General features: G+C 70.3%; 12 protein-coding genes. 6 read left to right on the top strand and 6 right to left on the bottom strand.

Going from position 1 to position 14,946, the window contains the following annotated elements:
- Positions 1-85 precede the first annotated feature (85 nt).
- From JE033_RS09920 to JE033_RS09905, 4 genes are read right to left on the bottom strand one after another with little or no spacing between them, the layout of a single operon-like run.
- The gene (locus JE033_RS09920) at positions 86-1,267 is read right to left on the bottom strand and encodes an acyl-CoA dehydrogenase family protein (RefSeq protein WP_200331325.1); all 1,182 of its coding nucleotides are present in this window, start codon (positions 1,265-1,267) and stop codon (positions 86-88) included.
- A complete protein-coding gene (locus JE033_RS09915) occupies positions 1,264-2,586 on the bottom strand; it encodes a beta-ketoacyl-[acyl-carrier-protein] synthase family protein (RefSeq protein ID WP_200331883.1) in 1,323 nt (440 codons plus the stop codon). The genes JE033_RS09920 and JE033_RS09915 overlap by 4 nt, the downstream gene beginning before the upstream one ends.
- A gap of 38 nt (positions 2,587-2,624) precedes the next feature.
- A complete protein-coding gene (locus tag JE033_RS09910; protein WP_200331323.1) occupies positions 2,625-4,151 on the bottom strand; it encodes a class I adenylate-forming enzyme family protein in 1,527 nt (508 codons plus the stop codon).
- A gap of 9 nt (positions 4,152-4,160) precedes the next feature.
- On the bottom strand, positions 4,161-4,682 hold the full coding sequence (locus JE033_RS09905; RefSeq protein ID WP_200331321.1) for an Lrp/AsnC family transcriptional regulator: 522 nt from the start codon (positions 4,680-4,682) through the stop codon (positions 4,161-4,163).
- A gap of 204 nt (positions 4,683-4,886) precedes the next feature.
- Between JE033_RS09905 and JE033_RS09900 the strand changes: the two genes are divergently transcribed.
- On the top strand, positions 4,887-6,176 hold the full coding sequence (locus tag JE033_RS09900; protein WP_200331319.1) for an MFS transporter: 1,290 nt from the start codon (positions 4,887-4,889) through the stop codon (positions 6,174-6,176).
- Positions 6,177-6,263: 87 nt separating this feature from the next.
- On the opposite strand, the gene JE033_RS09895 is transcribed toward JE033_RS09900, so the two are convergent.
- Entirely contained in the window at positions 6,264-7,022 is a 759-nt protein-coding gene (locus JE033_RS09895; protein WP_090151055.1) for a FadR/GntR family transcriptional regulator, read from the bottom strand.
- A 237-nt stretch (positions 7,023-7,259) separates the two neighbouring features.
- On the opposite strand from JE033_RS09895, the gene JE033_RS09890 reads away from it, so the two are divergent.
- The 5 genes from JE033_RS09890 (at position 7,260) to JE033_RS09870 (ending at position 14,027) form a co-directional block, all read left to right on the top strand.
- Positions 7,260-8,780: an ABC transporter substrate-binding protein gene (locus tag JE033_RS09890; RefSeq protein WP_200331317.1), complete on the top strand. Its 1,521-nt coding sequence runs from the start codon at positions 7,260-7,262 to the stop codon at positions 8,778-8,780.
- Between the two features lie 148 nt (positions 8,781-8,928).
- Positions 8,929-9,876, top strand: a complete 948-nt coding sequence (locus JE033_RS09885) for an ABC transporter permease (RefSeq protein WP_090151061.1) — start codon at positions 8,929-8,931, stop codon at positions 9,874-9,876.
- Positions 9,877-9,878: 2 nt separating this feature from the next.
- Positions 9,879-10,802 (top strand): ABC transporter permease, encoded by a 924-nt coding sequence (locus JE033_RS09880; protein ID WP_090151064.1) that lies wholly within the window; start codon positions 9,879-9,881, stop codon positions 10,800-10,802.
- Positions 10,802-12,583: an ABC transporter ATP-binding protein gene (locus JE033_RS09875; RefSeq protein ID WP_200331315.1), complete on the top strand. Its 1,782-nt coding sequence runs from the start codon at positions 10,802-10,804 to the stop codon at positions 12,581-12,583. The genes JE033_RS09880 and JE033_RS09875 overlap by 1 nt, the downstream gene beginning before the upstream one ends.
- 43 nt (positions 12,584-12,626) lie before the next feature.
- Positions 12,627-14,027, top strand: a complete 1,401-nt coding sequence (locus JE033_RS09870; protein WP_200331313.1) for an amidase — start codon at positions 12,627-12,629, stop codon at positions 14,025-14,027.
- A gap of 60 nt (positions 14,028-14,087) precedes the next feature.
- On the opposite strand, the gene JE033_RS09865 is transcribed toward JE033_RS09870, so the two are convergent.
- Positions 14,088-14,885: an SDR family NAD(P)-dependent oxidoreductase gene (locus JE033_RS09865; RefSeq protein ID WP_200331311.1), complete on the bottom strand. Its 798-nt coding sequence runs from the start codon at positions 14,883-14,885 to the stop codon at positions 14,088-14,090.
- Between the last annotated feature and the right edge of the window lie 61 nt (positions 14,886-14,946).

Below are 14,946 nucleotides of genomic sequence, written 5' to 3'. Positions count from 1 at the left end.
CGAGACCGCCGACAACGGAGTCGCCGGTCGCCTGCTTCCGCTCGGACGATGCGCCGGCTGCACGTCGTACGGCACGGCGGCGCGGTTACGCCGACGCCTGATCGAGCAGCGCGGCGGCGAACATCGGCCGCGAGGCATCCGTGCTCGGCGGGTGGAAGAGCCCCGCCGTCGCGTCGCGCAAGAGCCTGCCCGCTTCGCTGCCGCTGTCGAAGCCCGCCCCGCCGGAGCACGCGAGCGCCGTCTCGGCCGCCCGCCGCGCCGCTTCGCCCGCCGCGATCCGCGCCGCGACGAGGCGGGGCGGCCACCCGGCGCCGTGGTCGACGAGCTCATCGAAGTCGCGGGTGTACGCGTCGAGTTGTGCCGGCACGGCGAGGAAGTCGCGGTACGCATCGGCGAGCCGTGTGCGCCATTCCGGCACGTCGGCGAGCGGGGCGTCTCGTGACGCGGAGCGGCGCCGGTGCAGCGCCTCGGCCGCCACGTCGAGGGCGCGCCGCGCGACGCCGGCGTAGACCGAGGCGACGAGCAGTTGGAAGTTGCTCGTGATCGCAAACGTCAGGAGGTCGGGCGTACGCCCCGGCGCGATGCGGCGCGCGACACGATCGGCGCGCATAACCGCGCCTTCGAGCCTCGTCGAGCGACTCTGCGACGCGCGCATGCCGAGCACGTCCCAGTAATCGGACACGGTGATCCCGGGCGAGGTGCGCTCGACGAACCCGAAGACGAGCTGCGGGTCACCGGGGTCGCTCGCATCGAGCCCGTGAGTGATGAGCCGGGTCCACACGGGCGAGAGGGAGGTGAAGATCTTCGTCCCGGTCAACCGGTAGCTCCCGTCGGGCTGCGGATCAGCGATCGTGTTCGAGCCCTGCAGCACCCAGTCATTCGCCGGCTCGCTGATGCCGAACGCGAAGATCTCGCCGGCTGCAGCCTCTGCGAAGACGTGGGAGAGCGAGCGATCCCCGCGCGCGAGCATCGCCGCTGCCACCCCCGTGCACATGAGGTGCATGTTGATGCCGAGCGCGGTGCCCGGCGCCGCACCCGCGAGGCGCTGCTGCAGGCGCGAGACCTCGTGCAGCGACAGGCCGGGCCCGCCGAACTCCGCGGGCACGAAGATCTGCAGGTATCCGCGCTCGCGCAGGTCGCCCAGGTCTTCGTCGAAGAACCCGTTCTCGCGGTCGACGACGGCGGCGCGCTCGCGGAACCGTGCGAGCAGTGCGTCGGGCAGATAGCGCTCGGCAAGCTCGGCGTGCCTGAGTTCTCGATCGGTCATCGCATCTCCTCTGTACGGTCTCGGCGCGCTGCAGGGCGCGCATGGCTCTCGCTCGCGTCGGTCCCGGGTTCGCGCAGCAGAATCGCCCCGTTGTGACCGCCGAATCCGAACGAGGTCGAGAGCACCGTGCGGAGCTCGACCGCCCGCGCCCGCCCCGTCACCACATCGAAATCGGGGAACTCGGGGTCGGTGAGGTTGAGCGTCGGGGGAACGCGCTGCTCCCGCAGCGACTGCACCGAGATCACCGCCTCGACCACACCGGCAGCGCCGAGCAAGTGGCCGGTGGTCGACTTGGTCGCCGAAAGCGGAACCGTTCGCGCACGGGCTCCGAGTGCCAGATCGAGAGCCGCGAGTTCGGCGGCGTCGCCCGCGGGGGTGCCGGTGCCGTGCACGTTGACGTGATCGACCTGCTCCGGCGCGACGCCCGCGTCGTCGAGGCACTCGGCGACCGCGCGTGCGGCTCCCCGCCCCTCCGGGTGCGGGGCCGTCGGGTGGTGGGCGTCACTCGACGCCCCGAAGCCCGCGAGCTCGGCGAGCGGCGTCGCACCGCGCGAAGCGGCGCGCTCAGCCGATTCGAGCAGGATCGCGCCGGCCCCCTGCGACATGACGAACCCGTTGCGGGCGCGGTCGAAGGGACGGCTCGCCAGCTGCGGGGCGTCTTCGAAACCGGCGGCCAGCGCGCGCAGGTTCGCGTTCGAGGCGAGGTTCACCGGACCCAGGCAGTCCTCCATGCCGACGACCAGCACCGCGTCCGCATACCCGTGGCGGATGCGTCGAAGCCCCTCGCCGAGCGCGATCGCCCCGCTCGCGCAGGTCGCCGACACCCCCTGCGCGGGGCCCGTCGCACCGTACCGTTGCGAGAGGAGCGCAGCGGCCGCGTCGGGCGCCCCGTACACGGCGAGCGCCAGGGGAACCGCTCTGGGCCCGCGCGCGTCGAGCGCCCGGGTGGCGGCCTGCATGGCGTCGACGGGGCCGGACCCGGTCGCCGCGATGATCGCCACGCGATCCGCGTCGTCGGAGAACACCTCGCCCGCCGAGAACGCCTCGCCGTGCGCACCGGCAGCATCTCCCCCGATCACTCCAGCATGCCGCAGCGCCTCGTCGGCTGCGGCGATCGCCCAGAGCTGCACGGGGCTGAGACGACGCACGAGTCCGGCCGGTACGAGACCCTCAGCGCTGAACCCCTCGATCCTGCCCCCGATGCGCACCGGCAGCGCATCTAACTCCGGCCCGTCCAAGCGCTGGATCGCACTGCGCCCGCCCATCACCGCGTCCCACAGCGCTCCGACGCCGATCCCGCTCGGCGTCACCGCCCCCATGCCCGTGACGACGACCCGGCGCCCCCGCGCGGCGGCGCTCACAGGCGCACCGCCGATCCGTCGGCGATGCGCTCGGCCGTCTCCCCGCGACGCACCTTGCCGCCCACGGTGCGGGGCAACTGCGGCAGCGAGAACCAGCGGCGAGGCACGAACTGCGGAGCCAGGCGCTCCGAGGCCCAGGCGGCGAGCGCCTCGCGATCCGGCACCGCTTCGCCGTTCGCCTCGACGACCAGAGCGACGATGCTGCCGAGCGACGCATGCGGGAGCGCCACGGCGATCGCCGCCCCGACGCAGGGCGCCGCCGCGAAGGCGCGATCGACCTCGGGCAGCGAGACCTTGTGCCCGCCCGTCACCGCGACGTCGCCGGCGCGGCCGAGCAGATGCAGCCTGCCGGCGACGAGTCGGGCCTGGTCGTGCACGGTCGCCCACCCGTCGGCGCCGCGGAGCACGTCATCGGTCGTGCCTGCGAGGTAGCCGTCGGAGCAGGCGGCGGCACGGATCCAGAGCGTGCCGGCACTCCCCTCCGGCACCTCGCGACCCGACTCGTCCCGCACGCTCGCGTCGATGCCGGGGTAGATCGTGATCGCGGTGCCGTCGCCGTCGCGACTGTCGCCGATGAACCCGATCTCGGCGGCACCGTAGTAGCTGATGAGGCGCGTCTGCGGCAGCGCGCGGGCCAACCCGTCGCGAATCGCAGCCGGAAGGTTCGCCCCACCCGTCACGACGAGCTCGAGCCGATCGAACGCGTCGGGTTCGCGTCGGGCGGCGTCGGTCAGCGTCTGCACCACCGCAGGCACGGCGACCACCCGGGTGATGGCCTCGTCGCGCACGCGCGCCGCCACGCCGAAGGGATCGAACGCGTCTGCGACGTGCACGCTGCCGCCCGTGGCGAGGCACTCGATGACGGCGTAGAGCGTCAGGCTGTACGAGACCGGGCCAGGGGCGAGTGTCGCGACGCCTGGCAGCGGTTCGAGGTGCGCGCTCGACACCGCGACGTTCTCCCGGTACTGCTGCCTCGTCTTGAGGAACGCTTTCGGGCGGCTCGTCGTTCCCGAGGAGAAGAGGAGGAGGAACGCTTCACGCCCGTCGCGCACCTCGGGCGGCGGAGCCGGATCGACGGCCCGCTCGCGCTCCTCGAACGCTGCGAGGGTCAGGATCGTGCCGCCCCATCCCTGCGCCGCGAGCGCTGCCGCCAGGTCCGCGGAGTCGGAGACGATCACGCTGATGCCCGTCGCGAGCACCACGCCGACCCGGTGCTCGAGCGGCCAGCGCGGATCGATCGTCGCCGACACCGCGCGGTACCCGGCGAGCGCCGCCACGAATCGAGCCGCGGCGAACGCCGAGTCGACGCTGATCGCGCTGATCGGGATGCCGCCGGTCTCGGGCGCGGGCGACGGCGGAGTCCCCGTCTCGCCGAGTGCGTTCTGCAGAGCGTCGATGACCGCTGCCGTACGACGCGAGCGCTCGACCAGCTCCCCGTACGTGAGCAGCTGCCCGTCGCCCGCGATCGCGAGGCGCTCGGGATGATGCTCCGCGATGCGCAGCATCGCCGACGTGATGGGCATGCGCCCAGTCTATGCTCCGATGGGTCGGCGCTTCGTGGGCGCCGGCCCCTCCGAGCCGCCGGCTCGCAGGGCGCGCTCACCCAGCAGGCCCGTGACGCGGTAAGGGATCACCTCGCGCAGGAACAGGCTCGTCGACGTGCGGGTGATGCCCGGGCAGAGACGGATCTCCTCGCTGACGCGGTACAGGTCGTCGGGATGCCGCGCGACGACCCGCAGCAGGAGATCTGTGCTGCCGGCGGGCGCGAAGCACTCCAGCACCTCGGGGATGTTCGCGAGCGCTTCGACCGCGGCGCCGATCTGATGCTGGTCGAGTTCGACCTGCACGCTCGCGCCGACCGGCCTCCCGAGAGCCGCTGGCGTGACGCGGGAACTGTGCAGGCGCAGCGCCCCAGCATCCTTCAGCTTCTCGAGCCGCGCTTGAACGGTGCCGCGCGCGAGGCCGAGTTTCGAGGCGATCATCGCGGTCGGCATCCGCGCATCCTGATCAAGCAGGACGAGGATTCTCCGATCCGTCGCGTCAAGTTCGCTCATTTTGACCACTTTCTGATCGGTTCACCGGTGACATATTGATCATATCGCCCAATTAGCGAGAGCTCGCTTGCGCAGATCGACGGGGTACGATGAACTCATTCATGTGCAGGCGGACACCCCCGCCGCACTCGGATCAACGCCCGCACCACCCCGTGGGCTGAACCACCGGACGCGCCACCCTTGCGCCCGAAGAAGGAGCCCGCCATGCGTGCGACCGCATCAGCGACCGCGAGACCCCCGCTCAGCACCCCGAGCGCCCCGCCCCCGACCCAGGCCCCGTACTTCCCGGCTCCTCCTGCACTGCACCGCCCTCGGGCCCGCGTCGCACTCACCTCGCTGGCGCTCTTCGCCCTGCTCGTGAGCGCGAATCTCAGCACGCCGCTGTTCCCACTGCTCGAGGCGCAGCTGAATACCGGGTCCCTCGGCATCTCGATCGCGTTCTCGAGCTACGTGCTCTCGCTGATCGTAGGTCTGACCCTGTTCCGCCGCATCGCCGACCGGGTCAATCGCCGCACCGTGCTCATCGCGGCACTCGCGGCCGCCGCGCTCGCCACCGCGGCCCTTGCCTTCGCGCCGACGCTCGGCTGGTTCTGCGTCGCCCGCGCCGTGCAGGGCATCGCGGTGGCGTGCGCGACGGGCACCGGCTCCGGTGCCCTGCGCGTGCTGCTTCCCGGACGCCCCGCCCTCGTCGGGCGCCTGACACTGCTCGCGACCTCAGGCGGCGTCGCCGCCGGCCCCGTGGCGGGCGGCCTGCTCTCTCTCGTCGGCGTGCCCCTGCAGACGCCGTACCTGGTCGTCGCAGTCGTACTCGCCGCACTCGTCCCCGTGATCATCGCCGTCGCGCCCCACGACGAGTGCACCCCGCGACTCGCGGGCATCGCACTCGCCGACGCGCCCGATCCGCGACCCGACGCGCCGGGGGCGAATGGGCGCAACGATCCCGCTGCCGCCCGCGCGTTCCGCATCGCGGCCGCGACCGGGTTCCTGAGCTTCATGGTGTTCGGCTTCTGCCTCTCCCTGGCGCCCTCGCATTTCGCAACGATCGCCGGCACGGATTCGCGCGTCGTCATCGGAGTGCTCGCCGCGGTCACGCTCGCCTCGTCAGCACTCGTGCAGCTGGTCCCGCTCTCTGGCACGTGGCGACTGCCGGTCGGGCTCAGCGCGCTCGCCGTGGCGCTCATCGGGATCGCCGCCGCCGGCGGAGTGGGAGCGGTGTGGTTCCTCGTCATCGCGAGCGCACTCGCCGGTGTGGGGCAGGGCATCGCGTTCCAGGCGGCGTTCACCGCGGCCACGGCTGCAGTGCACCCGCTGCGGCACGCCTCCACCGTCAGCGCGGTGTACACCGTCACCTACCTCGGGAGCGCGGTGCCGGTCATCGCTCTCGGTGCGATGGCCGAGCAGTTCGGCCTCTCGCAGGCGGTCGTCGTCTTCTCGCTCATCGCGGCAGCCATGAGCCTCGCGCTCGCGTGCGTCTCGGCCCGCCGCTCCCACTGAGGGAGTGGCGCCGGCGCGTTCGCCCGGCGCGCCTCGGGTTCGGCGGGGCGGGCGCCTCCCGTGAGGCGTCCCGTCCCGCGGCCCGCTCTACTCCGCGAGGGCCGCGAGCGCGCGGCGATCCAGATCGCTCTCGACGAGCAGCCCGAATCGATCGGCGACCGCCCGTCGCGCGATCCCGCTCGCGCGGGCGCCGTCCCGCTGCTCGATCGCAGCGAAGAGGCTCCGGTCGATCGCAGCGGACTCGAGCTTCAACCGGTTGTCGTGGTGCTCGTTCTCGACGTCGCGCTGGATGATGGCGCGCAGCACGCCGGACACCGCCTCACCGGTGAGGCGCAGCACCTCGTTGCCGCTGGCCTCCCAGATGGCCTCGTGGAACTCGATGTCGGCGGCGGCGAACGAGTCCGAGTTCGCCTCGGCGTAGCGCTCCATCTGCTCGATCGCGGCGCGCATGCGCTCCAGCTGCTCGGCGTCGTGCCGCACGGCAGCCAGGCGACTCGTGGTGCCCTCGAGCACGACGCGGTACTCGACGAGCGCTGAGACGTCGAGCGCATCGGTGCCCACGAGGGCGCGCAGCGAGCGAGACAGGGTTTTCGACGACGGCGCGAGCACGACGGGCCCGCCGCGGGTGCCCGGGCGCGACTCGATCAGCCCCATGCTCTGCAGAATGCGCAGCGCCTCGCGCACGGTCGGCCGGCTCACGCCGAACTGCACCATGAGATCCCGCTCGCTCGCGAGCTGCGATCCCACCGGGATGCCTCCGGAGATGATCGCCTGCTCGATCTGATCGACGATGCGCTGATAGGTGTGCACGGGCACCGCGGGCTCGAAGCTGTGGGTGGTGGACACCTGAGTCTCTTCCTGATCGAGGGGCGCAGCACTGTGGAGTCGGCTGCGTGCTCCGATGATAGCGCCCACGTAAGTGGCCTTACCATGTATCCTGGTTCGAAATCTCTCGGGATTTGTTGGAACACCGTCTCCGGTTTCGCGAATACGCTGTGCATGCGGACCGGCGACTGGGCATCGTCGCCCGACTCCACCCTCCATCCCGGCTTCGCCCAGCGAGGCCTCAGTCACAGGAAAGCAATGATGCGACGTAAGAATGCGATTCTCACCACGGCTGCAATCGCGACCGCGGCCATCCTCGGTCTCGCGGGCTGCTCCGCGGGCGCCGGCAACAGCTCGGGAAGCGACGGGGAGACCCCCACCACCGCGACCATCGCCCTGACCGGCACCCCCACGAACCTCGACTTCACGACGACCGCCGGCTCTGCGATTCCGCAGGCACTCATGTCGAACGTCTACGAGGGCCTCGTCGAGCTCGACCAGTCGGGCGAGATCCAGCCGCTGCTCGCGAGTGAGTGGACGGTCAGCGATGACCGCAAGACGTACACATTCACCCTGCAGGAAGGCGTGACCTTCTCGAACGGCGACGAGTTCACGGCAGACGACGTGAAGTTCAGCTTCGACCGCGTCAAGACCGACTGGGTGTCGAGCCTCAAGGCGAAGATGGACGTCGTCGAGAGCGTCGAGGTCGTCTCCCCCACCGAGGTCGCGGTCACGCTGAGCAAGCCCTCGAACGCGTGGCTCTTCAGCCTCGCGACGCCGGTCGGCGCGATCTTCTCGGAAGACGCCGTCGACGATCTCGCGAACACCCCCGTCGGCACCGGCCCGTACGCCGTCGAGTCGTGGACCCCGAACGAGAGCCTCGTCTTCGACACGCGCGACGACTACTGGGGCGAGGCCCCTGGCGTCGAGCAGGTCACGCTGAAGTACTTCGCCGATGCGACCGCCACCACGAACGCGCTGCAGACCGGCGACGTCGACGCGATCGCGAACCTGCAGGCCCCCGAGCTGCTCTCGAGCTTCGAGTCCGATGACCAGTTCGTCGTCACCACCGGCACGTCGAGCGGCGAGGTCTCGCTCTCCATGAACAACAAGGCCGCCCCGTTCGACGACGTGCGCGTGCGCCAGGCAGTGCTCTACGCCCTCGACAAGCAGGCGATCCTCGACACCGCATGGAACGGCTACGGCTCGCTCGTCGCCACGTACGCGGCCCCGACGGATCCGTACTACGAAGATCTGAACGACGCGTACCCGTACGATCCCGCGAAGGCCAAGGAGCTGCTGCAGGAAGCCGGCCAGGAGAACCTCGACATCACCTTCACCGTGCCGACGCGCCCCTACGCGCAGGCCGTCTCGGAGATCGTCGTCTCGCAGCTGAAGGACGTCGGCATCAACGCGACCATCGAGTCCGCCGAGTTCCCGGCGGTCTGGCTCGACGAGGTCTTCACGAAGCACGACTACCAGATGACCACGGTGCTCGCCGTCGAGGCCCGCGACATTCTGACCGTCTTCAACGACCCGAACTACTACATCGGCTACGACAACTCGAAGATCGCCCCGATCGCCGAGGAAGCGGACGCCGCCGATGAGGACGGGTACGTCGACGGCATTAAGCAGGTCGCCGAGCAGATCGTCGAGGACGCCGCTTCCGGCGTGCTCTTCCTGTTCCCGAACATCACCGTCGCGAAGGCGGATCTCCAGGGCATGCCGGAGAACGCCATCATCGAGGCGCTCGACCTGACGAACCTGAGCTGGAAGTAAGCGGAGCGGCGGTGCGAACCGCCGCTCTCGCCCCTCCAGTGCGCGAGAGCGCAGTTGAGGTCGCACGAGGCGTACGCCTGAGACCACAACTGCGCTCTCGCGGGCGCACCACACCAACCCGCCACTGAACCGAGGAACCCGAACCCGCATGGCCATACGGATCCTGATCAATCTCGCGAGATTCGCGGTGACGTACGTCGTCGCCACGGTCGTCGTGTTCCTCTTCATGCGACTGATCCCGGGCGACCCGGCGCAGATCGCACTCGGCGTGAACGCCACCCCCGAGTTGCTCGAGCAGACGCGCGAGCAGTTCGGCACGGATCGACCGCTGATCGTGCAGTACTTCGAGTGGTTCGGCGGGCTGCTCACGGGCGACTTCGGCACCTCGTACGTGACGCGCACCGATATCAGCCCGATGGTGCTCGACCGCGTGCAGGTCAGCCTCATCCTCGTGCTCACGGCGATGGTGGTCGCGCTGCTCGTCGCGATCCCGCTCGGCACCTGGGCGGCCGTCAAGCATCGCAACTTCTCGGGCGTCGCGATCGGCCTCGGCTCGCAGATCGGCGTCGCGGTTCCCGGCTTCCTCGCCGGCATCCTGCTGGTCATCGTCTTCGCTGTCGGCCTCGGCTGGCTTCCCGCGAACGGCTGGACGGCGCCGGCCGTCGACTTCGGCGACTTCATACGCCGGCTGATCCTGCCCGTCGTCGCACTCGCCTCGGTGCAGGGCGCGATCCTCACGCGATACGTGCGCTCCGCCGTGCTCGAGGTGATGAGCGAGGACTACCTCCGCACCGCTCGCGCCAAGGGGCTCAGCAAGAACGGCGCGCTGCTCAAGCACGGCCTGCGCAACGCGGCGATCCCCGTCATCACGGTCACCGGCGTGCAGATCGCGGCCCTCATCATCGGCGCCGTGGTCATCGAGCGCGTGTTCGTCATCCCCGGGCTCGGCTCGATGCTGCTCGACGCCGTCGGCAACCGCGACATGCTCACCGTGCAGTCCGTCGTCATGGTGCTCGTCGCCATCACCCTGATTCTCAACCTCGTCGTCGATGTGCTCTACACGCTCATCGATCCGCGTCTGCGAAGGAGCGCCTAGCCATGAGCACGCAACAGGTTCCCACCCCACCCTCTCAGGCGCCGCGCACCACCGCGATCAGCGCCCCCGGCAATGCCAGCACGAGCGTCGTCTCGAGGTCGGGCAAGCGCAAGCTGTCGGCGACGCTGCTGATCGGGTTGATCCTGATCGGGCTCGTCGCACTCGCGGCGATCGTGTCCTTCTTCTGGACGCCGTACGATCCGACCCAGGCGATGCCCGCCGACCGGTTGCAGGGCTCGAGCCTCGCGCACCTGATGGGCACCGACAAGTACGGTCGCGACGTCTTCTCCGCCATGCTCTACGGCGCGCGCATCACGCTGTTCGTCGGCGTCATCTCGGTCGGCATCGCGATCGTGATCGGCACGCCGCTCGGCATTCTCGCAGGCATCAGGGGCGGATGGATCGAAGAGGTCATCATGCGCGCCTCCGACATCGCACTCGCGTTCCCGGCGCTGCTGCTCGCGATCATGTTCAGCGCCGTCTTCGGCGCATCGACGCTCACCGCCATGGTGGCGATCGGCATCGCGACCATTCCCGGGTTCGCCCGCGTCGCGCGCTCGGGCACCCTGCAGGTGATGACCACGGAGTACGTGCTCGCTGCACGAGCCGCCAGTCAGTCGCGATTCAGGATCGCCTTGCGCCACGTGCTGCCCAACATCATCGGCATGGTGGTCGTGCAGTCCTCCGTGTCGTTCGCACTGGCGGTGCTCGCGGAGGCGGGCCTCAGCTTCCTGGGGCTCGGAACGCCACCGCCCACCCCGTCGTGGGGACGCATGCTGCAGGAGTCGCAGCAGTTCCTCGGCACCGAACCGATGCTCGCCGTCTGGCCCGGCATCGCCATCGCCATCGCGGTCATGGGCTTCAACCTGCTGGGTGACGGCCTGCGCGACCGCTTCGATCCGAAACTGAACGGGAGCCGCGGCTGATGCGCACCGAATCCAACGTCCCGCGCACCGGCGCAGACCTGCTGGTGCGCGTAGACGACCTCAACGTGCGCACCCCCTATCGCACGCTCGTCTCCGATTTCTCCCTGCACATGGCTCATGGCGAGCGCATCGGCCTCATCGGGGAATCCGGATCGGGCAAATCGATGACCACGACCGCGCTGCTCGGCCTGCTCCCGAACGGCGTCACCGCCGACGGGTCCGTCGAGATCGACGGATACTCCGGCAACCTGCTCCAGGCCCCGGAATCCGATCTCATGAAGCTGCGCGGCAACAACATGGCGATGGTGTTCCAGGAGCCCCTCACGGCGCTGAATCCGCTGATGCGCGCGGGAGCCCAGGTCGCGGAGATCATCCTGCAGCACAAGCTCGCGCCGAACAAGGCCGAGGCGAACCGCCGTGCGGTCGAGATGCTCGACGCCGTGCACCTCCCCGATCCCGCTCAGGCCGCGCGGGCCTACCCGCATCAGCTCTCCGGCGGGCAGCGCCAGCGCGTGATGCTGGCCATGGCGCTCGCAAACGATCCGTCGCTGCTGCTCTGCGATGAGCCGACGACGGCGCTCGACGTCACCGTGCAGCGGCAGGTGCTCGACCTCATTCTCGAACTCGTGCGCGAACGCGGCACTGGCCTGCTCTTCATCACGCACGACCTCGCCGTGGTCGCGAACATGTGCACGCGCGTGCTCGTCATGAACAACGGCGCCGTCGTCGAGGAGGGCACGACCGAAGACGTCTTCACCCGCCCGACCCACCCGTACACGCGGGGGCTGCTCGCGGCGTCCGACCTCGACGCCGTCGATGCGAGGGGCCGCCTCTTCACCGTCGCGACCGCGCAGGAGTACGTGCCGCCGACCGCCGACGAGCAGATCGTCGCGCGCCCGGAGGCATCCGCGGCGGTCGCCGGCGCTGCTGCGGCTGGCACTGCTGCTGCCGGCACCGCGCCCGCGCACGCCGAACCGGTGATGCGCGTCACCGATCTGGTGCGCACCTACACGCGCGGACGCACGAGCATCCTCAAGCCTGCCCCCGAGGTGCACGCGCTCAAGGGCATCTCCTTCGAGGTGCCGGAGGGCGGCCGTCTCGGGGTCGTCGGTGAGTCGGGATCCGGCAAGTCGACGCTGCTGCGCATTCTCGCCGGGCTCGACCAGCCGACCTCGGGCAGCGCCGTCGTCGCGGGCAACGAGGTGAAGGGTGCGAAGGAGCCGCAGCTCCGCGCGCTGCGGCAGAACCTGCAGATCGTGTTCCAGGACCCGATGGGTTCGCTCGATCCGCGCATGACCGTCGAGCAGATCATCTCCGAGCCGCTGCTCGTGCCCGGGCGCGGTGAGACCGCCGCCGACCGCAAGCGCATGGTCGCGGAGATGCTCGAAGCCGTGGGTCTGCCCGCGTCTTCCGCGGAGCGCTTCCCCCACCAGTTCTCGGGCGGTCAGCGTCAGCGCATCTCGATCGCCCGCGCGCTGATCTGCCGCCCCCAGGTGGTCGTCGCAGATGAGCCGGTGAGCGCCCTCGACGTCTCGGTGCGCGCCCAGGTGCTCAACCTGCTCGCCGACCTCGTCGACGAGTACGGCCTCACCCTCGTGTTCGTGTCGCACGACCTCAACGTCGTGCGGTACCTGTGCGACTCGGTGATCGTGATGCAGTCGGGCGAGATCGTCGAAGCCGGTGACACGGAGACGGTGTATCGCACCCCGCAGCACCCCTACACGAAGCGCCTCATCGATTCCTCCCTCACGCTGCGTCAGGAGCTCGCCCAGAGCGCCTAGCGCGGACGTCTTCGACCCGCACCACCTCGACGAAAGGCCCAGGATGACCTCGCACCGCCCCGCCGCTCTCGACGCCGCCGCTCTCAGCGAGCGCTACGCCGACGGATCGCTCACCCCCAGCGAGGTCGCCGAAGACGTCATCGCCCGCGTCGAAGCGCGCGAGCCGGAGCTCAACGCGCTCTACCTGTTCGACGCCGCGCAGGTGCGCGCCGACGCCGCCGCTTCAACCGAGCGCTGGCGCACCGGGACGCAGCTCGGCCCGTTCGACGGGGTGCCGGCGACGGTCAAGGAGAACATCGCGCGCGCCGGGCAGCCGAAACCCGCCGGGACGGCGATCCCGAACCCGCCGGTCGCAGCTCACAACGCTCCGACCACGGATCGACTGCTCGAAGCGGGCGCCGTCATCGTGGGTTCGACGACCATGCCCGACTGGGGCATGCTCTCGTCCGGCGTTTCGAGCCTGCACGGGATCACCCGCGGAGCGCTGAACCCGGCGCACACCTCCGGCGGTTCGAGCGCAGGAGCCGGCACGGCGGCTGCGGCGGGATACGGCCCGTTCCACATCGGCACCGACATCGGCGGATCCATCCGCCTGCCCGGCTCCTGGCAGGGGCTCACCGCGCTCAAGCCGAGCGAGGGCCTCATCCCGCTCGACGTGCCCTACGCCGGACGCGCCGCCGGTCCGCTGACGCGCACGGCTGCCGACGCGATCCGGCTCATGTCGATCGTCGCGCAGCCCGATCCCCGTGACTATCTGACGCGCGCGTACGCCGAGATGGACTGGTCGACCGAGCCGCTCTCCCCCGCCGGTCTCCGCGTCGCCCTGCAGCTCGACGCCGGCTCGGGCCTGCCGGTCGAGCCCGAGACGCGTGCGATCATCGAGCGCGCCGCGGCCCGATTCGAGGAGGCGGGCGCGACCGTCGTACCGCTCGAGCCGTTCATCCCCGCAGCGGTGCTCGACGGCATCGCCGACTTCTGGCGCAGCCGTTCATACGCCGACTTCGAGGCCCTCACCGACGCCGAGCGGGCCGTGGTCCTTCCCTTCATCGCCGAGTGGTGCGCCGCTGGAGCAACGTTCTCCGCCGCTCAAACGGTGCGCAACCGCAACATGATCGACGAGATGGCCCGCCTCACGAGAGCCGCGACGCAGCCGTTCGACCTCGTGCTCTCGCCCGTGACCCCGGTCGCGGCGTTCGCCGCGGAGGACCCGATGCCGATCCTCGACCCGCTCGAAACGATGGGACACATCTCGTTCACCGTGCCCTACAACATGTCGGGTCAGCCTGCGGTATCGATCGGCGCTGGCGTGCAGCCGGACGGTCGCACCGTCGGCCTCCAGATCGCGTCGAAGATCGGAACCGACGATCGCCTCATGCGAGTCGCGCTCTGGTTCGAAGGCGTGCGCGGCAGTGACGCAGAGGTCGACTGGTCGCAGGTCGCCTGATCACCGGGCGCACCCGCTGCCCGGCTGCACCCGCCGAACACGAGCCGAGCCGGGAGCGCCCTACGAAGCCGGCGGCGTGAAGCGGCCGTCGATCGCGGTCCAGCCGCCGTCGACGAAGAGGGTGGATCCGGTGACGAACGAGGACGCGTCTGAGGCCAGGTACACGACGGCGCCGGCGAGCTCCTCCGGTCGCGACCAGCGGCCGAGCGCGCTCTTCTGCGCGTACGCCCCGTACCACTCGTCGTTCGCCTTGATCTGCGCGGTGAGCGGGGTCTCAACGACCCCGGGAGCCACCACGTTCACGCGCACGCCCTGAGCGCCGTACTCGGCGGCGGCGGTCTTCGCGAGCTGCACGAGACCGGCCTTCGTCGCGGCGTACACGCCCTGGCCGGGTTCGACGACCTGAGCGCGGATCGACGCGAAGCCGATGATCGACCCTCCGCCGTTGGCGGCGAACCGTGTGCCGAAGTGGCGGATCAGCTGGAACGAGGCGCGCAGGTTCAGGTTGACGACGCGGTCGAACTCGTCGAGCGTGTAGTCCTCCATGCGCTTGCGCACGTTGGTGGCGGCGGTGAAGACGAGCGCCGACGCATCGCCGAAGCGCTCGGCCGCGGCGACGACGGCGTCGTCGTCCAGCACGTTGACCTCGTACGCCTCGGCGATGCCGCCGCGCTGCGTGATGAGCGCGGCGGTCGCCTCGGCTCCCTCGAGCGAGTAGTCGGCGACGACGACGTGCGCGCCCTGCGCGGCGAGCGCCTGCGCCGATTCGCGGCCGATGCCGCTGCCCGCGCCGATCACGACCACGGTGCGTCCGTCGAGGCGGAAGAGCTGCGAGTAGTCGATCTGCGTGTGGCTCATGCTGGTGTCTCCAGGGTCAGTGCGGGATGTAGTTCGGGATGCGGCAGGATCGTGATGGGAT

It is taken from the genome of Leucobacter sp. L43 (assembly GCF_016597785.1).
Lineage (GTDB): Bacteria > Actinomycetota > Actinomycetes > Actinomycetales > Microbacteriaceae > Leucobacter > Leucobacter alluvii.
Note: the sequence above shows the minus strand (reverse complement) of the source record. Positions and strands in the feature narration are given on the sequence as shown.

What these genes read in the sequence shown, in the direction of transcription:
- JE033_RS09920 (WP_200331325.1), bottom strand. Translation starts at nt 1,267, where the DNA reads ATGACCGATCGAGAACTCAGGCACGCCGAGCTTGCCGAGCGCTATCTG.
- JE033_RS09915 (WP_200331883.1), bottom strand. Translation starts at nt 2,586, where the DNA reads ATGGGGGCGGTGACGCCGAGCGGGATCGGCGTCGGAGCGCTGTGGGAC.
- JE033_RS09910 (WP_200331323.1), bottom strand. Translation starts at nt 4,151, where the DNA reads ATGCCCATCACGTCGGCGATGCTGCGCATCGCGGAGCATCATCCCGAG.
- JE033_RS09905 (WP_200331321.1), bottom strand. Translation starts at nt 4,682, where the DNA reads ATGAGCGAACTTGACGCGACGGATCGGAGAATCCTCGTCCTGCTTGAT.
- JE033_RS09900 (WP_200331319.1), top strand. Translation starts at nt 4,887, where the DNA reads ATGCGTGCGACCGCATCAGCGACCGCGAGACCCCCGCTCAGCACCCCG.
- JE033_RS09890 (WP_200331317.1), top strand. Translation starts at nt 7,260, where the DNA reads ATGATGCGACGTAAGAATGCGATTCTCACCACGGCTGCAATCGCGACC.
- JE033_RS09885 (WP_090151061.1), top strand. Translation starts at nt 8,929, where the DNA reads ATGGCCATACGGATCCTGATCAATCTCGCGAGATTCGCGGTGACGTAC.
- JE033_RS09880 (WP_090151064.1), top strand. Translation starts at nt 9,879, where the DNA reads ATGAGCACGCAACAGGTTCCCACCCCACCCTCTCAGGCGCCGCGCACC.
- JE033_RS09875 (WP_200331315.1), top strand. Translation starts at nt 10,802, where the DNA reads ATGCGCACCGAATCCAACGTCCCGCGCACCGGCGCAGACCTGCTGGTG.
- JE033_RS09870 (WP_200331313.1), top strand. Translation starts at nt 12,627, where the DNA reads ATGACCTCGCACCGCCCCGCCGCTCTCGACGCCGCCGCTCTCAGCGAG.
- JE033_RS09865 (WP_200331311.1), bottom strand. Translation starts at nt 14,885, where the DNA reads ATGAGCCACACGCAGATCGACTACTCGCAGCTCTTCCGCCTCGACGGA.